Origin of the sequence: Pseudomonas sp. B329 (assembly GCF_023127835.1) — a bacterium.
GTDB lineage: Bacteria > Pseudomonadota > Gammaproteobacteria > Pseudomonadales > Pseudomonadaceae > Aquipseudomonas > Aquipseudomonas synxantha_A.
This window is the reverse complement of sequence record NZ_SPKP01000021.1, coordinates 1-22648: the sequence shown is the minus strand read 5'-3', so window position 1 is coordinate 22648 and position 22648 is coordinate 1. Positions and strand designations below refer to the sequence as shown.

The window sequence follows — 22648 nt, the reverse complement described above, 5'->3', positions numbered from 1 at the left end:
ACGGTCTCAGTTCACAGCGGACGTCGCTTCGACATGACGCGGCAAGGTCACCCGGATACGGGTGCCGCGTTGGCTTTCGGTGTCAGCCGGGCTGTCGATGGTGATTTGTCCATAATGCTCTTCAACGATGGAATAGACCAGTGCAAGGCCCAGACCGGTACCTTCACCGGGGTCCTTGGTGGTGAAGAAGGGTTCGAACAATCGGTCCATGATGTTCTGTGGGATGCCGCTGCCTTCGTCCTCCACGATCAGGTCGACCGTGTGCTCGAAAGCCTCGCTCTTGACGCGTACAGCGCTGCCGGCCGGCGATGCATCGCGTGCGTTGGACAGCAGGTTGATCAGCACTTGGGCCAGGCGTTGCGAGTCGCCATCGACCCAATGTTCCGGATCACACAGATTAAAGAACTGTACTTCGAAATTGCGCCGATTCAAGGCCAGAAGTCCAATGGCGTCCTGCGCGACCTCGGCCAGACACACCGCTTCGTCCTGGTTTTGATGCGCGCCGGAGTGGGCGAAGCTCATCAGCGACTGCACGATGCGCGAAACGCGCTTGGTCTGTTCAAGGATCTGCCCGCTGATTTCAGTGATTTCACCGTCTTCCTCGCGCTCTTCGCGCAGGTTCTGCGCCAGGCAGGCGATACCGGTGATCGGGTTGCCGATTTCGTGGGCCACGCCGGCTGCGAGACGACCAATACTGGCCAGGCGCTCGGAATGCACAAGCTTGTCTTCGAGCATCTGCGTGTCGGTGAGGTCTTCCACCAGCAAAACCAGGCCGCTGTTACCGGGGGCCAGGGGCTCATCAATGGCGGCTTTGTGCAGGTTGAGCCAGCGGGTCTGGCCGTCGAGGGCCAGGTGCTGCTTGTGCAAGTGCTCGTCGGGCAGGTTGATAAACCCCTGAAGCAGTTCTTTCCACGGATCGGCCAGGGTATTGAGGCGCGAACCCACTACCCGCTGCGCGGCGATGCCGGTGAGTTCTTCCATGGCCTTGTTCCACATCAGGATTTCCTGGTCCTTGGCCAGGGAACAGACACCCATCGGCAGTTCCTGCAAGGTCTGGCGGTGGTAACGGCGCAAGGCATCGAGTTCGGCGGCCAGGCCGGTGAGGCGTGAGTGGTAATCCTCCAGCCGGCTTTCGATGAAATGGATGTCTTCGGTCACGTAGTTTTCGCCGCCCGCCTTGTAGGGCAGGAAGGTTTCGACCATGTCCTGGGACACGCTGGGGCCCATCAGGCCGGAGAGGTTGGCCTCGATACGGTCACGCAGACGGCGCAGGGCATAGGGGCGACGCTCGTCGAACGGCAGGTAGAGGTCACGCAGCGCTTGCTCGACCTCCTTTTGCGCCGCCTTGGCGCCCAGAGGCTTGGCCAGTTGCGTGGCAAACTCCTGGGGCGAGGCTGCGTGCAGTTCGCGGCGTTGCGGGCGACGCACGTTGTCCACTGCGCAGGCTTCGGCGGCGCTGGTTTCTTCGGCACTGGCGTTGGTGAACAATGAGATCAGGGTAAACATCAGTACGTTGGCGGCCAGCGAGGCAATGGCCGCCATGTGCCAACTGGTGTCGTCGAGCACGTAAATCATGTTCAGCAACGGGATGTAGAAGCCCTGCAAGTTGCCGACCAGTGGTAGCAACATGGTGACGATCCACACCAGGATCCCCGCCAGCAGCCCTGCGATAAAACCACGGCGGTTGGCGGTCGGCCAGTACAGCACCGACAACACCCCCGGCAGGAACTGCAAGGTGGCGACAAACGCGACAATGCCAAGGTTGGCCAGGTCTTGCCCGGCGCCGAGCAGCAGGTAGAACCCGTAGCCGGCGGTAATGATCGCAACGATCAGCGCGCGGCGGGTCCATTTCAACCAGCGGTAGATATTGCCCTCAGCCGGCGGCTGGTACAGCGGCAGCACCAAGTGGTTGAGTGCCATGCCCGATAGCGCCAGCGTGGTGACAATGATCAATCCACTGGCCGCCGACAAACCGCCGACATACGCCAGCAGTGCCAACGCCGGGCTGTTGGCGGCAATGCCGATGCCCAGGGTGAAATACTCAGGGTTGGTGGTGGCCCCCAGTTTCAGGCCGGCCCACAGGATCAACGGCACCGCCAGGCTCATCAGTAACAGGAACAGCGGCAAACCCCAGCTCGCACTCACCAGTGAGCGTGGGTTGAGGTTTTCGGTGAAGGTCATGTGGTACATGTGCGGCATTACGATCGCCGAGGCGAAGAACACCAACAGCAGCGTGCGCCATGGGCCTTCCTGCAAGGGTGTGTGCAGGGCGGCGAGGGCAGTCTGGTTTTGCAGCAGCCACAGCTCCAGCTGTTGCGGGCCGTCGAACACGCCGTAGAGCGCATACAGGCCGACGCCGCCGATGGCGATCAGCTTGATGACCGACTCAAAGGCAATTGCGAACACCAAACCTTCGTGTTTCTCGCGGGTAGCAATATGGCGCGAGCCGAAGAAAATTGTGAACAGGCTGATCAGTGCACAGAAAGCCAGGGCAACACGGTGTTGCACGGGTTCGCGGGTCAGGATGCTGATGGAGTCTGCCACTGCTTGAATCTGCAGGGCCAGCAACGGCAGTACGCCGATCAGCATGAAAATCGTGGTCAGCGCACCGGCCCAGGTACTGCGAAAGCGGAAGGCAAACAGGTCCGCCAGGGATGATAACTGGTAGGTACGAGTGATTTTCAGGATCGGGTACAGCAACACCGGCGCCAGCAGGAATGCACCGGACACCCCCAGGTAACTGGACAGAAAGCCGTAGCCGTACTGATAGGCCAGGCCCACCGTACCGTAGAACGCCCAGGCGCTGGCGTACACGCCCAGGGACAAGGTGTAGGTCAGCGGATGGCGAATGATCGCCCGCGGAATCATTCCGCGCTCACTGATCCAGGCCACGCCGAACAAAGCAGCCAGGTAGGCGGCGCTGATCAGCAGCATCTGGGTGAGGCTAAAGCTCATCGGCATCTTTTTGGCTCTGCAGGATGAAGGTCACGACGATCAGGATCAGCCATAGCAGATAAGGGCGATACCAGGCGCCCGTGGCGTCGATCCACCAATCCATGATGGCGGGGGAGAACAGGTAGATCCCGACGACCAGCAACAGGACCAATCGATAGATGTACATATTGGCCTCTGATTAAAAATCTGCGGCGATGGTAACGGATGGCGGGCAACCTGCAAGCGCCTTCAACTCAATTGCGCTTCGGCCAGCGTGAGTGTGCGCGGGATCTGCGTAGCGTCCCAGTGCGCAATGCCCCAATCCAGCAGTTCCCGTGGGCTTGCGTAAAGCAGTTCGTTACCGGTTGGCTGGCCGAGGGCGCGCAGTGCGCGAAGCAGCAAGGGCGTGGCCTGGTCGGCGGTCAACGGTGGGGAGCGGTAGGATTTTCCCAGTTTGTTGCCGTCCGGCTGCACAATCAGTGGTACATGCAGGTAACGTGGCTGGCGCAGGCCGAGCAGCTCTTGCAAGTAAAGCTGGCGCGGCGTGGAGTCCAGCAGGTCGGCGCCGCGCACGATATCGGTAACCCCTTGCCAGGCATCGTCGAGGACCACGGCCAACTGATAGGCGTAGAGGCCGTCGCGGCGCCGGATGATGAAGTCGCCGGCGTCGCGGCCCAGATGCTGTCGGAACTCGCCCTGCACGCGGTCGGTAAAGTGGTATTCCAGTTCAGGCACACGCAGACGGATGGCAGCATCCTGCTGGTCGTGGCCGGCATTGCGGCACAAGCCTGGGTAAATCCCGTTGTAGGGTTCCAGTTGCTTGCGCGAGCATGTGCAGGCATAGGCCAGGCCATGGTTGAACAGGTCATTCAGCACTTTGGCGTAGGCGTCATGCCGCTCGCTCTGCCGAACCAGCTCGCCATCCCATTCAAAGCCGTAGCTTTGCAGGGCATGCAGGATCGCTGCCTGGGCGCCGGGCTCTTCACGGGGAGGGTCAAGGTCTTCCATGCGCATCAACCAGCGGCCATGTTGGGCGCGTGCGTCGAGGTAGGAGGCGAGGGCAGCAACCAGGGAGCCGAAGTGCAAATGGCCGCTGGGCGTGGGGGCGAAACGCCCGATATAGGTAGAGGCTGTCATGGGCGGATACTACTGCAAAACCGGTAAACGCCAGAAACAAAAATGGGGCGTTTGCACGCCCCATTCGTTCAGCTCGGCAAGGTTACTTGCCGACCTGTTTTTCCTTGATTTCAGCCAAGGTCTTGCAGTCTACGCACAGGTCCGCAGTCGGGCGGGCTTCGAGGCGGCGAATACCGATCTCGACGCCGCAGGATTCGCACCAGCCATACTCTTCGTCTTCGATCAATTGCAGGGTCTTGTCGATCTTCTTGATCAACTTGCGTTCGCGATCACGAGCGCGCAGTTCAAGGGCGAATTCCTCTTCCTGGCTGGCACGGTCTGCCGGGTCCGGGAAGTTGGCTGCTTCGTCCTTCATATGGTCAACCGTGCGGTCGACTTCCTGCATCAAGTCCTGCTTCCACTGCTTCAGGATTTTGGAGAAGTGCTCGCGCATGGGCTTGCCCATGTATTCCTCGCCCTTGGATTCAACGTAGGGCTGGAAACCGCTGATGCTCTGTTGCTTTGCTTGGGTGGACATGAATAGACCGCCTCTCACTCTTCTAATCCATTGCGCAGGATTGCAACGTCACCGACACCTGCCGGCCCTGCGGCTGCAAGCGGGCGAACTTACCAGATAGATTCAGGGTGCGCTACTCCCGGTTGTCGAGCTCCAGGGCAAAGGGGTTGCAAACTGCAGCAGCCCGCCATGACTGGGTATGTATCGCCTCGAATGTTGATTTTAGCTGTTTTACGAGCGTGCGCAGGGTGCACTTGCAGCCCCAATCAGGCAATAGAGCATGTTTTACCGCGAGGGTTCGGTAGAATCCTGATTTTGTCCTCACCGTTAAGGAAGGCTAATGGCTCAGCCCTACAGTGCGCGCAGTCGCGCCATCGAACCTTTTCATGTCATGGCGTTGCTGGCACGCGCCAATGAGCTGCAGGCTGCCGGCCACGACGTGATCCATCTGGAAATCGGCGAACCGGACTTTACCACCGCCGAGCCGATCATCCAGGCCGGCCAGGCTGCGCTGGCCAACGGCAAGACGCGCTACACGGCGGCCCGTGGGGTGCCCGAGTTGCGCGAGGCCATCAGCGGGTTTTACCAGCAGCGCTACGGCTTGAGTGTCGATCCCGAGCGTATCTTGATTACGCCCGGTGGCTCCGGCGCGTTGCTGTTGGCCAGCAGCTTGCTGGTCGACCCTGGCAAGCACTGGCTGCTGGCTGATCCAGGCTACCCCTGCAATCGACACTTTCTGCGGCTGGTAGAGGGCGCGGCGCAATTGGTGCCGGTGGGGCCTGAGGTCCGCTATCAGTTGACCGCCGATCTGGTCGCCAGGCATTGGGACCAGGACAGCGTGGGCGCGCTGGTTGCGTCACCGGCCAACCCTACCGGCACAGTCCTCACGAGGGACGAACTGGCAGGCTTGTCGAGTGCAGTCAAAGCGCGTAACGGCCACTTGGTAGTGGACGAGATCTACCACGGCCTTACCTACGGCACCGATGCCGCCAGCGTGCTGGAAGTCGACGATGACGCCTTCGTCTTGAATAGTTTTTCGAAGTATTTCGGCATGACCGGATGGCGCCTCGGTTGGCTGATAGCGCCTCCTGCTGCGATCAGCGAATTGGAAAAACTGGCGCAGAACCTCTACATCAGTGCGCCGAGCATGGCCCAGTACGCTGCCTTGGCCTGTTTTACCCCGCAGACTCTGAGCATTCTTGAAGAGCGCCGCGCCGAATTCGGCCGGCGTCGTGACTTTCTGCTGCCGGCGCTGCGCGAGCTTGGATTCGGTATCGCCGTGGAGCCGGAAGGGGCGTTTTATTTGTATGCCGATATCAGCGCGTTCGGCGGCGATGCCTTCGCGTTCTGCCGTCACTTTCTGGAGACCGAGCACGTGGCTTTTACACCCGGGCTGGATTTCGGTCGTTATCAAGCGGGCCACCATGTGCGTTTTGCCTACACGCAAAATATTGACCGGCTGCAAGAAGCGGTGGAGCGCATCGCTCGTGGCCTGCGGAGCTGGCAAGGCTGATGCGCTTTTATCCTCCTCTTGAAGAAGGGCGGCTGATCCGCCGCTACAAGCGTTTTCTCACCGATATCGAAACCGTTACCGGCGAGTTGCTTACCATTCATTGCCCGAACACCGGCTCGATGCTCAATTGCATGGTCGAAGGTGGCCAGGTCTGGTTCAGTCGTTCCTCGGACCCCAAGCGCAAGTTGCCAGGCACCTGGGAAATTGCCGAAACGCCCCAGGGTCGGCTGGCGTGCGTCAACACCGCGCGGGCCAATCAGTTGGTTGAAGAGGCGCTGCTGGCTGGCGTGATCACTGAACTCAATGGCTTTACGGCGCTCAAGCGTGAAGTGCCGTACGGTCAGGAGAAGAGCCGCATTGACTTTCGCCTGGATTACCCACAGGGCGCCGCCTTCGTGGAGGTCAAAAGCGTCACCCTGGGTTTTGACGCAACCTCGGTGGCGGCTTTTCCTGATGCAGTGACGCAGCGCGGCGCCAAGCACTTGCGCGAACTGGCTCACCTGGCGCGTGAAGGCGTGCGGGCGGTGCAGTTGTATTGCGTGAATTTGTCGGGCATCGATGCGGTTCGCCCAGCGGTGGAAATTGATGCCGGTTACGCTGCGGCGTTACGCGAGGCCAAGGCCGCGGGTGTCGAGGTGCTGGCTTACGGCGTGCGGGTCACACCGCAAGAGATGTATGTCGAGCGTCGACTGAAGGTGTTGTTGGGCGACTAGAGTTCTACCCACAAGCCTTGTTCATCCTCATGGCCGGGCAGGGCGGTGAGACTCTGGCCTGCGCACGGGCCGGCGATGCACTCGCCGCTCTCGATCAGGAACAGGGCGCCATGGGTGGCGCATTGGATCAGGCTGGCGCTGGCGTCGAGGAAACGGTCGGGCTGCCATTCCAGCGGGATGCCGCGATGGGGGCAGCGGTTGCGATAGAAGTAGGCAATGCCATCCCGGCGCACGGCCAGCAGTTTATGGCCATCGATATCAAAACCGCGGCTGCTGTTGGGTGCGAGGTCGCTTGAGGGGCAGAGAAACTTCATTTCAATCCTTAAGTGCCTTGACGTTCAAATGCAAACAATTATCAAATGGCCGCTTCGCCCGTCAGCTGACTGGGTGCTTAATACGATGTCCGGCAGCAATGTTCTGTCACATTGATGAGTGCCTGAATGGCCCTGCCCTAGGAAGGAAACCCTGTTATGCGCCTGAGTACCAGCGCTATTGCGCTTGTTGCCTCATTACTGGTCAACCACGGGGCACACGCCTCTGAACTGCCACAACGCTGGGTCAGTGCTGGAGGGGCGCTATCGGAATGGGTGACGGCTTTGGGCGGCGAATCGAAATTGGTCGGGGTCGACACCACCAGCCAGCATCCGCAGTCGCTCAAGGCGTTGCCGAGCATTGGCTACCAGCGGCAGCTGTCCGCTGAAGGCATTCTCAGCCTGCGCCCGCAAATCCTTGTGGGCACTGAGGAAATGGGGCCGCCGCCGGTACTGGCGCAGATTCGCAATGCCGGCGTGCAGGTCGAGATGTTTTCGGCCCAGCCGGATCTGCCGACATTGAAGGGCAACCTTGAACACTTGGGAAAACTGCTGGGCAGTGAGACCCGGGCAGACGCACTGTTTGCCAAATACGGGCAGGCGCTGGAGCAGCAAAAAAGCTGGGTGACCAAGGCCCAGGCGGCGCAAAAGGCTCCGGGCGTGCTGTTGTTGCTGGGCCATGCCGGTGGCAAGCCGCTGATCGCGGGCAAGGACACGGCCGCCGATTGGATATTGCAGCAGGCGGGCGGACGTAACCTGGCCACGCACTCGGGCTATAAGCCCTTTTCAGTCGAGTCTTTGGCGGGGTTGAGCCCTGATGTGCTGGTGTTTGCCGATCGCGCGCTGACCGGTGATGCGGCGCGCGCTGCCTTGTTCAAGGAAAACCCGATTCTCGCGTCGACACCGGCAGCCAAGCGTGGGCGAGTGTTTGAACTGGATCCGACCTTGCTGGTGGGTGGCCTGGGGCCGCGATTGCCAGAAAACCTGGTGAAACTGTCCGCTGGTTTTTATCCGTCCCAGGCTAAATCGGCTCCATGACCACTCTGCTTAAGCCCAAGACACTGTTTATTGGCCTGTCGCTGCTGTGTGTGTTGGCGATCTGGCTTTCATTGGCCCTCGGACCGGTCAGCTTGCCGTTGATTGATACGCTCAGAGCCGCGTTAAGGCTATTGGGCGTGCCGATTGAGGCGGCGGGGTTGGAGCAGGCTGAATTGATTCTGGGGCAGATTCGCCTGCCGCGGACCCTTTTGGGGCTGGCCGTCGGCGGTGTCCTTGCGTTGTCGGGCGTGGCGATGCAGGGATTGTTTCGCAACCCGCTGGCCGATCCTGGGTTGGTGGGTGTGTCCAGCGGTGCGGCGTTGGGGGCAGCGGTGGCGATTGTCGGCGGTTCGTTCTTCGGTGGGCTGCCGGATGCGTTCGGTCCCTATTTGTTGTCGCTGTGCGCATTTCTGGGGGGGCTGGGCGTTACCGCACTGGTCTACCGGTTGGGGCGTCGCAATGGCCAGACCAATGTCGCGACGATGCTGCTTGCCGGTATCGCGCTGACGGCACTGGCCAGCTCAACGGTGGGGCTGTTTACCTATCTGGCCGACGATGCCACCTTGCGCACCCTGACGTTCTGGAACCTGGGTAGCCTCAATGGCGCGAGCTATTCGCGGTTGTGGCCCTTGCTGTTGGTAAGCGCGGGCGTGGCGCTGTGGTTGCCGCGCCGGGCGAAAGCGCTGAACGCATTGCTGCTGGGTGAGTCGGAGGCCAATCATCTGGGCATTGATGTTGAGGGGCTCAAGCGCGAGTTGGTGTTCTGCACAGCCCTGGGCGTTGGTGCAGCCGTGGCGGCTGCGGGCATGATTGGTTTTGTCGGTTTGGTGGTGCCACATCTGGTGCGGCTGCTGGCGGGGCCGGATCATCGGGTGCTGTTACCGGCGTCAGTGCTGGCGGGCGCGAGCCTGCTGTTGTTTGCCGATCTGGTGGCGCGCTTGGCGTTGGCGCCGGCGGAACTGCCGATCGGTATTGTCACTGCATTTATCGGTGCGCCATTTTTCCTCTATTTATTGTTACGAGGGCGCGCCTGATGCTGCGGGTAGAAGCGTTGCAGATTCGGCGCGGTGGTAAAACCGTGTTGTCCGATGTCACCTTGGACCTGCTGCCGGGCGAAGTGCTGGGCGTGCTGGGGCCCAATGGTGCGGGCAAAAGTACCTTGCTCGGAGCGCTGTGCGGGGAGTTGTCGCCTGATGAGGGCAAGATCTGGTTGGACCAGCAAGAATTGAAGAGTCTGGGAGGGGCGCAACGTGCCCAGCGTCTGGCGGTGTTGCCACAGACGTCCACCCTGGACTTCGCCTTTCGTGTCGAAGAGGTGGTGGGCATGGGGCGCTTGCCTCATCAGACCGGGCGAGTGCGCGACGATCAAATCGTCCGCGCGGCGCTGCACGCGGCCGACGTGGGCCACCTGAGTGGCCGCAGTTACCTGGCCTTGTCGGGCGGCGAGCGACAAAGGGTGCACTTGGCGCGGGTGTTGGCGCAGTTATGGCCAGGTGAGGCGGGGCAAACGTTGTTGTTGGACGAGCCAACGTCGATGCTTGATCCCCTGCACCAGCACACCACCTTGCAGGCGATTCGCAGCTTTGCCGACAAGGGGGCTGCGGTGCTGGTGATCCTGCATGACTTGAACCTGGCGGCGCGTTACTGCGACCGGATCCTGCTGCTGGAAGGCGGGCGCCCCCATGCTCTGGATAGGCCCGCAACAGTCCTGCAACCTGAGCCACTCAAGGCTGTATTTGGTCTGGATGTGCTGGTACAACCGCATCCGGAGCGGGGACATCCGCTGATCATTGCGCGCTGAAGTCAGTAATTTGCAGGCAAAAAAAGACCCGGCAAGAGCCGGGTCAAATAACCGTGATTAGCCTGATGAGGAGATAATCTGAGAGTCCGAACCAATGGTCTTTCAGTTATCGGCTGATCTCGCGACCAGTTGTGATAATCATAACGATTCTCATTTGAGAGTCAACTATTGTTTTATCTGCTCATCCAGTTTTTCTCAAATGCTCGTTTGTAATGCCTGTAAACATTGGGCTTGAGGGCCGATCTAGTTTTTCTGCCGCGCTGACAGGGCATCCAACTGGCGGTTCAGCGCCTCCTTGCGTTCAGAGGGGAGGTCGTTCCAGTGCACATCCATCAATGCGCCTTCAATGGCGTACAGCAGAACTTTCGAGGCTCGGAAGCCGCGAGTCCGTACGGCTCGGTAAGCATCGACCGCGCCCAGGCGGCGCAAGTCAGACGCGCTGTGGATACCCACCGCATGCAGCCACTGCGCTGATGTCTTGCCGAGGTTTTTCAGGTGTTGCAGCTCATCGTTCATCAAGCCTCCTTGCGACGGCCGAATGGTGCGGTGGGTATCGTGACCAGGCAGCCTGAAAATGAGTGTAGCGCTCAGTAGGAAAAACGCAGTTCTTTGGGCAGGAACGGCTGAAAAGCTTATAAGAATGTGGCGATGCTTTAGCTGACGGGCAGGCGTGAAACGCCCGGCACGCTTGAGGCGAAGCCGGGGTTCAGAAGGTGGATTACTTGGTGCGGTAGCGTAGGCGAGTGCCGAAGTTGACTGACATCAGGATCTCGTCAGCCGTGAGCTCGGGTGGGAAGTAAGTGCCGGAAATCTGCGCGTGGGCCAGGCTCGCGCCTTCCATCGAGCAGTCGCGTAAATCCAGGCCGCGCAAGTCGGCAGAGCGAAAATAGGCGTCGGTGAAGTCAACGCCTGCGGCGTTCAGATCTCGCAGGTCCAGCCCTCGGAAGTCGCCACCGCGCATATCGATGGTGCCGTCTTGAGGGCGCTGCTGGTTGAAGCCGCGGATGTCATCCTTGTGCAGGAGCGCATAGAGCGGGGTATCAAGAAGCTTGGGCTGACTCACGATAGCGACTCCTGTTAGGTGGTGATGTCATTATAGTGGCTATATTGCCGGGTCGTGCGCCATGTGGGCGACACGACCAGGAAATATTGCTTACAAGCCCGGGAGGCGCTGGCGAATATGCGCGACCAACGCATCCAGCGTTCCGCTTTCATTGGTTTCCACGCGCTTGCTCAGCAACAGCTCTTGCGCCGTCAACGGCTCACGACTGGCTTGCTGCTCTTGGATAACGCTTAGCGTTGCGTCGGACGGATCGTTTTGATCCGCCTGACGTTGTGCCAGCCAACTGCTGATAACCGCTTGAGGTGCGTTGCAATCGAGGATCAGGAATGGCGCGCCGGTGGCTTCGGCGATCTGGGCTGCCGCATCACGTTGAGCGCGTTTCAAGAAGGTCGCATCCAGCACCACCGGGTAACCTGCGCGTAGTACGGTCTCGGCAATTTCGTTCAAGCGTGTATAGGTGGCAATGCTGGCGTCCTGATTGTAGATGCCGGCCTGTGGCGCGTTTTCGACCTGCTGCTCGCCAAACAGACGCTTTCGCTCCACATCCGAACGCAGGCGTACGGCGCCCAGGGCCTCGACCAGGCGCATGGCTACATGGCTCTTGCCTACCGCTGAAACACCATGGGTGATTGCCAGAAAGCGCGACGGAATGGTGCTGTAGCTTTCCGCCAGGTTGGCGTAGTTGCGGTACTGGCGCAGGGTAGTGGCGCGCTGCACCGGGCTTGCCTCGCTCGGCATGCTGAACAGCGCAACCTTTGCACGTACCAGCGCACGGTAGGCTTTATAGAAATTCAGCACTTCCAGGCCTTGATAGTCGCCGGTCAGTTCCAGGTACTGGCTGATGAAGCGGCGCGCCAGAGACTTGAGCCCACGGTCTTCAAGGTCCATGGCGAGGAAGGCGGTATCGGCGTACACATCGGTAAAGCGGAAAGGCTCGTTGAACTCGATGCAGTCGAAGATCACGACGTGGCCGTCAATCAGGGTGGCGTTGCCCAGATGGATGTCACCGTGGCATTCGCGAGTGAAACCATTGAGCTTGCGTTGTTCCAGCAGCGGCTTGAGGCGCTCGAAGCTGCTTTCGGCCCAGGCTTGCAGGGCCTCAAGTTGAGTCAGGTCAGCTTTGTCGCTGAGGAATGGGCGAATCTGGTCGAAGTTCTGGCGTACCGGCGCCATGACTTCATCCGGCGTGCCGGCCGGGTGCTCTTGCGGGACCTTGGGGGCAGTGAGGTGAAAGTGCGCAATCTGACTGGCCATCTCGTCGATGTGGGCGTTGGTCAGTTCGCTGTTGGCTTGCAGGGTGCTGAGCATCTGGCTTTGCGGGAACTGGCGCATTTTCAGTGCGTACTCGATGACCGGGCCGTCGCCGCCCAACTGCGGCGCGTCGGCCGTGCCGGTAATCGGCAACACTTCAAGATACAAATCTTTGGTCAAGCGCTGGTTGAGACGCAGCTCCTCATTGCAGAAGTGGCCACGTTTTTCCAGATCGGTGAAATCCAGAAATCCGAAGTTCATCGGTTTCTTCAATTTGTAAGCATAGGGACCTGTCAGAACCACCCAGGAAATATGGGTCTCGATGACTTGAAATGCTTCAACCGGATGAGGGTATAAAGCCGGGTTTTGCAGGGCAGCGATCAGGGACTGGCTCACGGGCGATCCTTCAAAGTCTGGGAGAAATCATCGTGGCCATTATGGCTGCTGATGCCAGTCGTGCAAACCGCTGTCCGGCTCATGTTGATCATCAATAAAGTGCGTATAATCCGCCGCCATGACTCGAACCCGATCTCCCCGTTCCCGTAAAAAACCTCCTTCCCGCAGCTTGCGCCCCTGGTTGGGCTGGGCGCTCAAGCTGGGCCTGGTTGGCCTTGTGGTGGTCGCCGGCTTTGCGGTGTACCTCGATGCCGTGGTGCAGGAAAAATTCTCTGGCAAGCGCTGGACGATTCCGGCCAAGGTGTATGCACGCCCGCTGGAACTGTTCTCCGGGCAGAAGCTGAGCAAGGAGGACTTCCTTACCGAGCTCGACGCACTGGGCTATCGCCGCGAACCTGTGAGCAATGGCCCCGGCGCCGCAGCCGTCAGCGGCAACACCGTCGACCTGAACACCCGTGGGTTCCAGTTCTACGAAGGCCTGGAAAAAGCTCAGCCGGTACGCGTGCGTTTCTCCGGCGATTATGTGGCTGAACTGTCCTCGCTCAATGGCTCCAAGCTGCCGGTAGTGCGCCTGGAACCGTTGATGATTGGCGGTATTTATCCGAAAAACCTAGAAGATCGCATCCTGATCAAGCTTGATCAGGTACCGCCTTATTTGCTGGAAACCCTGGTGGCGGTCGAAGACCGCGATTTCTACAGCCATTGGGGCGTCTCGCCGAAGTCGATTGCCCGCGCTGTCTGGGTCAACACCTCCGGTGGCAAGATGACCCAGGGCGGCAGTACGCTCACGCAACAATTGGTCAAGAACTTCTACCTGACCAACGAGCGCAGCCTCACCCGTAAACTCACCGAAGCCATGATGGCGATGTTGCTGGAGCTGCATTACAGCAAGCAGGAAATCCTTGAGGCGTACCTCAACGAGGTATTCGTCGGTCAGGATGGCCAGCGCGCGGTGCACGGTTTCGGTTTGGCCAGCCAGTTTTTCTTTGGGCAACCGTTATCCGAGTTGAAGTTGCATCAGGTCGCGCTGCTGGTGGGCATGGTCAAGGGGCCGTCCTATTACAATCCGCGTCGCAACCCGGAGCGTGCGCTCGAACGTCGCAATCTGGTACTCGATGTATTGGAGCAGCAGGGTGTCGCGACGGCTGAACAAGTGGCCGCCGCGAAGAAAATGCCGTTGGGTGTGACCACTCGCGGCAAGTTGGCCGATAGCTCGTTCCCCGGCTTTATCGATCTGGTCAAGCGCCAGTTGCGTGAAGACTACCGCGACGAAGACTTGACCGAAGAGGGCTTGCGGATTTTCACCAGCTTCGACCCGATCCTGCAGATGAAGGCCGAGGCGTCCGTCAACGACACCTTCAAACGCCTGACCGGCCGTAAAGGCTCGGATGAAGTCGAAGCCGCCATGGTCGTGACCAACCCGGAAACCGGTGAAGTCCAGGCCATGATCGGCAGCCGCCAGGCCAGTTTCGCCGGCTTCAACCGCGCACTGGACGCCGTGCGGCCGATTGGCTCGCTGGTCAAGCCTGCGGTCTACTTGAGTGCGTTGGAAAAACCCAGCAAGTACACGCTGACCAGTTGGCTGTCGGATGACCCGTTGTCGGTCAAAGGCGCGAATGGCCAGGTATGGACACCGAAGAACTTCGATCGCCGTTCCCACGGCACGGTGTTCCTGTATCAGGGGCTGGCGCATTCCTACAATATTTCCACCTCGCGCCTGGGGCTTGAGGTCGGCGTGCCAAATGTCCTGAAAACCATCGCGCGACTGGGGGTGGAGCGTGAGTTCCCGGCATTCCCGTCCATGCTTCTGGGCGCTGCGGCCATGACCCCGATGGAAGTGGCGACCATGTACCAGACCCTCGCCAACGGTGGCTTCAATACACCGATGCGCGGGATCCGCAGTGTGCTGACCGCCGAAGGCGAACCGCTCAAGCGCTACCCGTTCCAGATCCAGCAGCGTTTTGACGCGGGCTCTATCTACCTGATCCAGAACGCCATGCAGCGTGTGATGCGTGAGGGTACAGGGCGCTCGGTGTACAGCGTGCTGCCGTCGAACCTGACGCTGGCGGGCAAGACCGGTACCAGTAACGACTCGCGTGACAGCTGGTTTGCGGGTTTCGGCCAGGATGTATTGGCCGTGGTGTGGCTGGGGCGTGACGATAACGGCAAGACGCCGTTCACCGGTGCGACCGGCGCGCTGCAGGTATGGACCAGTTTCATGCGCAAGGCTGACCCGTTGCCGCTCAACATGCCCCAGCCGGACAATATCGTGCAGGCCTGGATTGATCCGCACACCGGCCAGGGCTCTGATGCCAACTGTCCGGGGGCGGTGCAGATGCCGTATATTCGCGGCAGCGAACCACCACCCGGCCCTGCGTGCGGTGGCAGTGCCCCTGCTGACGCGGATTCGGTGATGGATTGGGTCAAGGGCTGGATGAATTAAGCAAAGAGGGTTTCAAGTGAACAAGTTGTGGATTCCAGCAATTACGGCTCTGGCTTTGCTCGGCGGTTGCTCCAGCGTGCAGCGCGGCTCCATCCCTGTGGTGGACTCAAGCACGTCCGTCTCCAATAACGACCGCATTTCGGCCAATGGCGGCTTCCGTCAGACGGTAGTCAAGCGGCCTGCCCAGGCTGCAACCCAAGCAATTCCCCAGGACTCCGGCGTCGTGGTGATGGTGCCTGGCAGTGGTGCTGCAACCTCGGCGCCTATCAGCGCCGAGCCATGGACCCCAGGCCCTAGCACTTCCGGGCCGGTTAACGCCACGCCGATTCAAACCGCGCCGGTCAACCAGGGCACCTATAACATGCCTTCGACGCCGAGCGGTATTCCGTCATCGTCCAATGCGGGCGGGTTGTCGGCTGACGAACAACTCGATGGCCCGGTGCTGGCGCTGCTCACCACCGCTCAGCAGCAGCAGGCGGGTGGCGATTTGAATGGCGCCTCGTCGAGCCTTGAACGTGCCCAGCGCGTGGCGCCGCGTGAGCCACAAGTGCTGTATCGCCTGGCCCAGGTGCGCATGGCCCAGGGCGATGCGCCCCAGGCGGAGCAATTCGCTCGCCGTGGCCTGAGCCTGGCCAATGGCCGCCCAGACCTGCAAGCCAGCCTTTGGGCCTTGATCGGTGATGCGCGTGCCGCCCAGGGCGATGCAGCGGGTGCCGCCCAGGCGCGACAGAAAGCCAAGGTCAGCCTCTGATGGATGCACGTTTCCCAGCGATCGCCGAACAGCTATTGCTGATCGAGCGAGAACTGCGCGTGCAGGGCTGGTGGGATGAAGAGTCCCCCGGTGCTGAAGCGCTCAGCAGTGTCGAACCCTTTTCAGTCGATACCCTGGACTTCCACCAGTGGCTGCAATGGATCTTCCTGGTACGCATGAAGCAGATCCTTGAACAGGACCTGCCCTTGCCGAATGCATCGGGGATCCTGGAAATGGCCGAGATGGTCTATGCCGACCGACCGCGGGAGAGCCTCGGCTTGCGTAACGCGCTGAAAAAGTTCGATCAATTGATCGTCGACGCTCGTTAATTGCCTGACTGCCGGGTTTTCCGGCAGTCTTGCGCACATTTCTACCGCTTGACGACATTCAGGCGAGTTTTATCCCTCCTCAAAGCCCTTTCTTCTACGTTCTCATGCGCTTAGTTGGAAAAAAGCGCAATTATTGCTTGACTTGAAGGGCCTGAAACAGAAGAATCCAAAGTCCGCTGTATCGGGACTGCCAGAAGCAGGCCCGCTCAGCAGATCATGAGGCGCACACCCGCGCCGACCTGTAACACCCGCAACGCGTTACCTCGCGCTGGGTGGGAAAAGCCCGCAACACTTGGGACGATCCCAATACTTGCTCAGTCAGTGCTGACGTAGTCGGCGACCACCGTCGCTCATGCTCTGTTGAGAAGTAAACCTATTAAGACCCGTCGGTTTTTAACGGACGGTATTCTGGCGTTTTAGAGGTGAACAACGTGGAGCTTTTATCTGGCGGTGAGATGCTCGTCCGCTTTTTGCGTGACGAAGGCGTCGACTATATCTACGGGTACCCAGGTGGTGCTCTGCTGCATGTCTACGACGCACTGTTCAAGGAACCGGCTGTTACCCACATCCTGGTTCGCCACGAACAGGCCGCGACCCATATGGCTGACGGTTACGCCCGTGCCACCGGTAAAGCCGGCGTGGTACTGGTAACGTCTGGCCCAGGCGCAACCAATGCCATTACCGGTATTGCGACTGCGTATATGGACTCCATCCCGATGGTGATCATTTCTGGCCAGGTGCCAAGCACCATGGTCGGCACCGACGCTTTCCAGGAAACCGACATGATCGGTATTTCCCGCCCGATCGTGAAACACAGCTTCATGATCAAGCACGCGTCGGAAATCCCGGAAGTCATGAAGAAGGCGTTCTACCTCGCACAGTCCGGTCGTCCGGGCCCTGTGGTGGTGGATATCCCGAAAGACATGACCAACCCGGCCGAAAAATTCGAATACATCTTCCCCAAGAAAGCCAAGCTGCGTTCCTACAGCCCGGCCGTCCGCGGGCACTCGGGGCAAATCCGCAAGGCGGCAGAAATGCTCCTGGCAGCCAAGCGCCCCGTGTTGTACTCCGGCGGTGGCGTGATTCTGGGCGGCGGTTCCGCTCCGCTGACCGAACTGGCCAAGCTGCTCAACCTGCCGGTGACCAACACCCTGATGGGCCTCGGCGCATTCCCGGGTACGGACCGCCAGTTCGTCGGTATGCTCGGTATGCACGGCAGCTACACCGCCAACCTGACCATGCACCACGCTGACGTGATCCTGGCCGTGGGCGCGCGGTTCGATGACCGTGTGATCAATGGTGCGAGCAAGTTCTGCCCGAATGCCAAGATCATCCATATCGACATCGACCCGGCGTCCATCTCCAAGACCATCAAGGCCGATGTGCCGATCGTGGGGCCGGTGGAGAGCGTGTTGACCGAAATGGTCGCAGCGCTCAAGGACATCGGCGAGGCACCGAACAAGGAGTCCGTTGCCAGCTGGTGGAAGCAGATTGACGAATGGCGTGGTGATCGCGGCCTGTTCCCTTATGACAAGGGCGACGGCAGCATCATCAAGCCACAAACCGTGATCGAAACCCTGTGCGAAGTGACCAAGGGCGACGCCTTTGTAACCTCCGACGTGGGCCAGCACCAGATGTTCGCGGCGCAGTACTACAAGTTCGACAAGCCTAACCGCTGGATCAACTCCGGTGGCCTGGGCACGATGGGCTTTGGTTTCCCTGCGGCCATGGGTGTGAAACTGAGCTTCCCGGATGCCGACGTTGCCTGCGTCACCGGCGAAGGCAGCATCCAGATGAACATCCAGGAGCTGTCGACGTGCCTGCAATATGGTCTTCCAGTGAAGATCGTCTGCTTGAACAACGGCGTGCTCGGCATGGTTCGTCAATGGCAGGACATGAGCTACGGTAGCCGTCACTCCCACTCCTACATGGAATCGTTGCCGGATTTCATCAAGTTGGTTGAAGCCTATGGCCACGTCGGCATTCGCATCACTGATTTGAAAGATCTGAAGCCGAAGATGGAAGAAGCGTTCGCCATGAAAGACCGCCTGGTGTTCATCGATATTCAGGTCGATACCAGCGAGCACGTCTATCCGATGCAAATCAAAGACGGCTCCATGCGCGACATGTGGCTGAACAAGACGGAGCGTACTTAATCATGCGGCATATTATCTCCCTGCTTCTGGAGAACGAGCCCGGCGCCTTGTCCCGTGTTGTCGGCCTGTTTTCGCAACGCAACTACAACATCGAAAGCCTGACCGTGGCGCCGACCGAAGACCCGACCCTGTCGCGCCTGACGTTGACCACTGTTGGCCACGATGAGGTGATCGAGCAGATCACCAAGAACCTCAACAAGCTGATCGAAGTGGTCAAGCTGGTCGACCTGTCGGAAAGCGCCCACATCGAGCGCGAACTGATGCTCGTCAAGGTCAAGGCCACGGGTGCCCAGCGTGCCGAGATCAAGCGCACTACCGATATTTATCGCGGGCAGATCGTCGATGTGAGCGCCAGCGTTTATACCGTTCAACTGACCGGTACAAGCGACAAGCTGGACAGCTTCATCCAGTCGATCGGGACAGCCTCGATTCTGGAAACCGTACGCAGTGGTGTCACCGGGATTGCCCGTGGCGACAAAGTACTCAGCATCTAACCCAAATTAGCGAATGGCCTTACGGCCTGGATATATAGAGGAACCTCATGAAAGTTTATTACGATAAAGATTGTGACCTGTCGATCATCCAGGGCAAGAAAGTCGCCATCATCGGCTACGGTTCCCAGGGCCACGCACAAGCGTGCAACCTGAAAGATTCCGGCGTGGACGTCACCGTTGGCCTGCGCAAAGGTTCGGCTACTGTTGCCAAGGCTGAAGCCCACGGCCTGAAAGTGACCGACGTTGCTTCCGCCGTAGCGGCTGCCGACCTGGTCATGATCCTGACCCCGGACGAGTTCCAGTCCTCGCTGTACAAGAACGAAATCGAGCCGAACATCAAGAAGGGCGCCACCCTGGCCTTCTCCCACGGCTTCGCGATTCACTACAACCAGGTTGTGCCGCGCGCTGACCTCGACGTGATCATGATCGCGCCGAAAGCCCCGGGCCACACCGTGCGTTCCGAGTTCGTCAAAGGCGGTGGTATCCCTGACCTGATCGCGATCTACCAGGACGCGTCGGGCAACGCCAAAAACGTTGCACTGTCCTACGCTGCTGGCGTTGGTGGTGGTCGCACCGGCATTATCGAAACCACCTTCAAGGACGAGACTGAAACCGACCTGTTCGGCGAACAAGCCGTTCTGTGCGGCGGTACCGTTGAGCTGGTCAAAGCCGGTTTCGAAACCCTGGTTGAAGCTGGCTACGCGCCGGAAATGGCCTACTTCGAATGCCTGCACGAACTGAAGCTGATCGTTGACCTCATGTACGAAGGCGGTATCGCCAACATGAACTATTCGATCTCCAACAACGCCGAGTACGGTGAGTACGTGACTGGTCCGGAAGTGATCAACGCCGAGTCCCGCCAGGCCATGCGCAACGCCCTGAAACGTATTCAGGACGGCGAATACGCCAAAATGTTCATCAGCGAAGGCGCTACCGGCTACCCTTCGATGACCGCCAAGCGCCGTAACAACGCCGCTCACGGTATCGAAGTCATCGGCGAGCAACTGCGCTCCATGATGCCGTGGATCGGTGCCAACAAGATCGTCGACAAAGCCAAGAACTAAGTCGTACGCATCAAGGGAAAACGCGGCTTAGGCCGCGTTTTTTCGTTTGACGGGCCGGTTCTGGTATAAAGCTGCATCGTTTGCGGGCGAACACTCGCCGCAAGTATCTGTCGAATTTTTTCACACCGTTGCAAGGTAAAGTCCATGAGCGAACGTCCCGAAGAGCCAAACCAGGCTTCCGACGCCGAAAGCATGCTGCCGATCGATGAACATGTCGAAGAAGGGCATGACGCCGAAGGCCGTAAGGTCCGGCATCGTGGCATCTATCTTCTGCCCAATCTGTTTACGACGGCGAACCTGTTTGCCGGCTTTTATTCCATCATCAACTCCATGAGTGCCCAAAGTGCGCTGGCGGCAGGTGATGCGGCGAGTGCCAGCAAGTACTTTGGTTTTGCTGCCATCGCAATCTTCGTGGCCATGGTGCTCGACGGCCTGGATGGGCGCGTAGCGCGGATGACCAACACCCAAAGTGCTTTTGGCGCCGAGTACGACTCGCTGTCGGACATGGTTGCCTTTGGTGTCGCCCCTGCGCTGCTGGCTTTTGCTTGGGCATTGGGTGACATGGGCAAGGTCGGCTGGATGGTTGCCTTCATCTATGTCGCCGGTGCCGCGTTGCGACTGGCGCGTTTCAATACGCAGGTGGGCACTGCCGACAAGCGTTACTTCATCGGGCTTGCCAGCCCGGCAGCCGCCGGCGTCGTGGCGGGTATCGTCTGGGCGTTCAGTGATTACGGCATCCAGGGGTCGAAGATGTCGTTCCTGGTAGCGTTGATGGTTGCAGCGGCCGGGATGCTGATGGTCAGCAATATCAAGTACAACAGCTTCAAGGAGCTGGACCTCAAAGGGCGCGTGCCTTTCGTGGCGATCCTTGTGGTGGTGCTTGTGTTTGCAGTGGTGTTCAGTGATCCGCCGCGGATTCTGCTGCTGGCGTTCCTGGTTTACGCCGCGTCTGGTCCGATTCAGTATTTGCTGCATCTGCGCCGGGACAAAACATTGCCTTAATGTAATTTCCCCCATACTCCGCAGTCTATTGGTGCATCAGTTCTCCAATGCTGCGGAGTTGCCATGTTAATCAAACTACCCAAAGCGTCCGATTGCCATGAATCGGATGTCACGCCTGAATCCCTCTATTTCTCTCGTCGCAGTTTGCTCGGCGGTGCGCTGGCCGGTATTGCCGCCAGTAGCTTGCCGCGTTGGGCCAGTGCGGGCGATGCGGCGCGTTATGCCGATGTCGAAGCGGGCAGGGCGCCCAACTGGTTTGCCGAGAAGCTTCCTGGTACGAAATGGCAGGCGGTGACGGTCAAGGACGAGGCGATCACGCCGTTCAAGGATGCAACCCACTACAACAATTTTTATGAGTTCGGTACCGACAAGGGCGACCCGGCGGCGAATGCAGGTGCGCTCAAGACCGAGCCGTGGAGTGTTGTGATCGATGGTGAGGTGGCCAAGCCTGGGCGTTATGCCTTGGAAGACTTCATGAAACCCTATGAGCTGGAAGAACGGATCTATCGATTGCGCTGCGTTGAAGCCTGGTCGATGGTGATTCCGTGGATCGGTTTCCCGATCTCGGCCTTGCTCAAGCAGGTTGAACCTACCTCCAAAGCGAAGTACATCCGTTTTGAAACCCTCCAGGACCCGAAGAGCATGCCTGGGCAGCGCTCCAGTTTCGGCTTGATCGACTGGCCTTATGTAGAAGGGCTGCGTCTGGACGAAGCGATGAACCCGCTGGCGATTCTCGCCGTAGGTATGTATGGGCGCGAGCTGCCTAATCAGAATGGTGCGCCGTTGCGCTTGGTGGTGCCGTGGAAGTACGGCTTCAAAAGTGTCAAATCCATCGTGCGGATCAGCCTTGTCAGCGAGCAGCCGAAAACCACCTGGCAGAGCATTGCGGCTGATGAGTATGGGTTCTACGCAAATGTGAACCCTACGGTCGATCATCCGCGGTGGACCCAGGCGCGGGAGCGACGTCTACCCAGTGGCCTGTTCAGCCCGAACGTGCGCGATACGCAGATGTTCAATGGCTACGCGGATGAGGTCGCGTCTTTATATACAGGTCTCGATCTGCGGAAGAACTACTGATGCGCTTTCCAATCTGGCGCATTGGAGTCTTTATAGCTGCGGCGGTTTGGCCATTGCTCTGGTTGTATGAAGCATGGAGTTTTGCCCTGGGGCCTGATCCGGGCAAAGTGCTGGTCGATCGCTTGGGGCTGGGTACGTTGATCCTGCTGCTGATCACGCTCGGGATGACGCCGCTGCAGAAGTTGAGCGGTTGGGCAGGGTGGATCGCGGTACGCCGGCAGTTGGGGCTGTGGTGCTTCGCCTATGTAGTACTGCATTTGGCGGCATACTGCGTGTTCGTCCTTGGGCTCGATTGGTCGCAGCTCGGCGTAGAACTGCGCAAGCGGCCCTACATAATTGTGGGGGCGCTGGGGTTTATGGCTCTATTGGTGCTGGCTGTCACATCCAACCGCTATAGCCAGCGTCGATTGGGTAGCCGCTGGAAGAAGTTGCATCGCTTGACCTATGTGATCCTGGGCCTGGGTTTGCTGCACATGCTCTGGATAGTTCGGGCTGATCTGAAGGAATGGGCTGTCTACGCTTCCATTGGTGCACTGCTTCTTTTGTTGCGGGTGCCACCGGTGATGCGCCGAATCCCTCGCCTTATTGCTAAAAAGACACCTTCTGCCACAAAAGTGTAATTAACCCTTGACGGCAGATTCTGGAAGCCTATAATTCGCCCCACTTCCGGCGCAGTCGA

General features: G+C 59.4%; 22 protein-coding genes. 14 read left to right on the top strand and 8 right to left on the bottom strand.

Annotation, left to right across the window (positions count from 1 at the left end; genetic code table 11):
* Positions 1-6: 6 nt before the first annotated feature.
* The 4 genes from E4P00_RS12495 to dksA all read right to left on the bottom strand — a co-directional run bounded on the left by E4P00_RS12495 (position 7) and on the right by dksA (position 4588).
* Positions 7-2961: a sensor histidine kinase gene (locus E4P00_RS12495; protein ID WP_005791453.1), complete on the bottom strand. Its 2955-nt coding sequence runs from the start codon at positions 2959-2961 to the stop codon at positions 7-9.
* On the bottom strand, positions 2945-3121 hold the full coding sequence (locus E4P00_RS12490) for a hypothetical protein (RefSeq protein ID WP_003176118.1): 177 nt from the start codon (positions 3119-3121) through the stop codon (positions 2945-2947). Before E4P00_RS12490 ends, E4P00_RS12495 begins: the two co-directional genes overlap by 17 nt.
* A gap of 62 nt (positions 3122-3183) precedes the next feature.
* Positions 3184-4071 (bottom strand): tRNA glutamyl-Q(34) synthetase GluQRS, encoded by an 888-nt coding sequence (gene gluQRS, locus E4P00_RS12485; protein WP_248131629.1) that lies wholly within the window; start codon positions 4069-4071, stop codon positions 3184-3186.
* Between the two features lie 82 nt (positions 4072-4153).
* Positions 4154-4588 carry an RNA polymerase-binding protein DksA gene (dksA, locus tag E4P00_RS12480; RefSeq protein WP_005791430.1) on the bottom strand — a complete coding sequence of 145 codons (435 nt, stop codon included), beginning with the start codon at positions 4586-4588 and terminating at the stop codon, positions 4154-4156.
* Positions 4589-4907: 319 nt separating this feature from the next.
* Here dksA and E4P00_RS12475 point away from each other — a divergent pair, with 319 nt between their 5' ends.
* Together E4P00_RS12475 and sfsA are read left to right on the top strand one after the other, a co-directional pair.
* A complete protein-coding gene (locus E4P00_RS12475) occupies positions 4908-6080 on the top strand; it encodes a pyridoxal phosphate-dependent aminotransferase (protein ID WP_005791428.1) in 1173 nt (390 codons plus the stop codon).
* Positions 6080-6793, top strand: coding sequence for a DNA/RNA nuclease SfsA (gene sfsA / locus E4P00_RS12470; RefSeq protein WP_005791427.1), 714 nt, complete (start codon positions 6080-6082; stop codon positions 6791-6793). The genes E4P00_RS12475 and sfsA overlap by 1 nt, the downstream gene beginning before the upstream one ends.
* Here the strand turns inward: sfsA and E4P00_RS12465 are convergent.
* Entirely contained in the window at positions 6790-7107 is a 318-nt protein-coding gene (locus E4P00_RS12465; RefSeq protein WP_005791425.1) for a Rieske (2Fe-2S) protein, read from the bottom strand. The two genes, sfsA and E4P00_RS12465, sit on opposite strands and share 4 nt — an antisense overlap.
* 156 nt (positions 7108-7263) lie before the next feature.
* Between E4P00_RS12465 and E4P00_RS12460 the strand changes: the two genes are divergently transcribed.
* Genes E4P00_RS12460 through E4P00_RS12450 form a run of 3 tightly spaced genes read left to right on the top strand, consistent with a single transcriptional unit; the run spans position 7264 to position 9943 of the window.
* The gene (locus E4P00_RS12460) at positions 7264-8142 is read left to right on the top strand and encodes an ABC transporter substrate-binding protein (RefSeq protein WP_103734794.1); all 879 of its coding nucleotides are present in this window, start codon (positions 7264-7266) and stop codon (positions 8140-8142) included.
* 50 nt (positions 8143-8192) lie between these two features.
* Positions 8193-9176: an iron ABC transporter permease gene (locus tag E4P00_RS12455; RefSeq protein ID WP_177327434.1), complete on the top strand. Its 984-nt coding sequence runs from the start codon at positions 8193-8195 to the stop codon at positions 9174-9176.
* Positions 9176-9943, top strand: a complete 768-nt coding sequence (locus tag E4P00_RS12450) for a heme ABC transporter ATP-binding protein (RefSeq protein WP_078822315.1) — start codon at positions 9176-9178, stop codon at positions 9941-9943. The genes E4P00_RS12455 and E4P00_RS12450 overlap by 1 nt, the downstream gene beginning before the upstream one ends.
* Before the next feature lie 243 nt (positions 9944-10186).
* On the opposite strand, the gene E4P00_RS12445 is transcribed toward E4P00_RS12450, so the two are convergent.
* The 3 genes from E4P00_RS12445 to E4P00_RS12435 form a co-directional block, all read right to left on the bottom strand.
* Complete coding sequence (locus E4P00_RS12445) at positions 10187-10459, bottom strand: TfoX/Sxy family protein (RefSeq protein WP_005791418.1); 273 nt, start codon at positions 10457-10459, stop codon at positions 10187-10189.
* 202 nt (positions 10460-10661) lie between these two features.
* Complete coding sequence (locus E4P00_RS12440) at positions 10662-11006, bottom strand: pentapeptide repeat-containing protein (RefSeq protein WP_032879466.1); 345 nt, start codon at positions 11004-11006, stop codon at positions 10662-10664.
* Between the two features lie 90 nt (positions 11007-11096).
* Complete coding sequence (locus E4P00_RS12435; RefSeq protein ID WP_078822314.1) at positions 11097-12653, bottom strand: bifunctional aminoglycoside phosphotransferase/ATP-binding protein; 1557 nt, start codon at positions 12651-12653, stop codon at positions 11097-11099.
* A gap of 118 nt (positions 12654-12771) precedes the next feature.
* Here E4P00_RS12435 and mrcB point away from each other — a divergent pair, with 118 nt between their 5' ends.
* From mrcB to msrQ, 9 genes are all read left to right on the top strand, one after another.
* The gene (gene mrcB, locus E4P00_RS12430; RefSeq protein WP_005791412.1) at positions 12772-15096 is read left to right on the top strand and encodes a penicillin-binding protein 1B; all 2325 of its coding nucleotides are present in this window, start codon (positions 12772-12774) and stop codon (positions 15094-15096) included.
* Between the two features lie 16 nt (positions 15097-15112).
* The gene (locus tag E4P00_RS12425) at positions 15113-15847 is read left to right on the top strand and encodes a tetratricopeptide repeat protein (RefSeq protein ID WP_005791411.1); all 735 of its coding nucleotides are present in this window, start codon (positions 15113-15115) and stop codon (positions 15845-15847) included.
* A complete protein-coding gene (locus E4P00_RS12420) occupies positions 15847-16176 on the top strand; it encodes a YqcC family protein (protein WP_032879470.1) in 330 nt (109 codons plus the stop codon). The genes E4P00_RS12425 and E4P00_RS12420 overlap by 1 nt, the downstream gene beginning before the upstream one ends.
* Before the next feature lie 431 nt (positions 16177-16607).
* The gene (locus E4P00_RS12415) at positions 16608-18332 is read left to right on the top strand and encodes an acetolactate synthase 3 large subunit (protein WP_005791407.1); all 1725 of its coding nucleotides are present in this window, start codon (positions 16608-16610) and stop codon (positions 18330-18332) included.
* Positions 18333-18334: 2 nt separating this feature from the next.
* Positions 18335-18826 carry an acetolactate synthase small subunit gene (gene ilvN, locus E4P00_RS12410; protein WP_003176102.1) on the top strand — a complete coding sequence of 164 codons (492 nt, stop codon included), beginning with the start codon at positions 18335-18337 and terminating at the stop codon, positions 18824-18826.
* Between the two features lie 47 nt (positions 18827-18873).
* The gene (gene ilvC / locus E4P00_RS12405; protein ID WP_003194132.1) at positions 18874-19890 is read left to right on the top strand and encodes a ketol-acid reductoisomerase; all 1017 of its coding nucleotides are present in this window, start codon (positions 18874-18876) and stop codon (positions 19888-19890) included.
* Between the two features lie 144 nt (positions 19891-20034).
* Complete coding sequence (pssA, locus tag E4P00_RS12400) at positions 20035-20892, top strand: CDP-diacylglycerol--serine O-phosphatidyltransferase (RefSeq protein WP_005791399.1); 858 nt, start codon at positions 20035-20037, stop codon at positions 20890-20892.
* 63 nt (positions 20893-20955) lie between these two features.
* Entirely contained in the window at positions 20956-21969 is a 1014-nt protein-coding gene (msrP, locus tag E4P00_RS12395) for a protein-methionine-sulfoxide reductase catalytic subunit MsrP (RefSeq protein ID WP_032879471.1), read from the top strand.
* Positions 21969-22589, top strand: coding sequence for a protein-methionine-sulfoxide reductase heme-binding subunit MsrQ (msrQ, locus tag E4P00_RS12390; RefSeq protein ID WP_032879472.1), 621 nt, complete (start codon positions 21969-21971; stop codon positions 22587-22589). The genes msrP and msrQ overlap by 1 nt, the downstream gene beginning before the upstream one ends.
* Positions 22590-22648 lie beyond the last annotated feature (59 nt).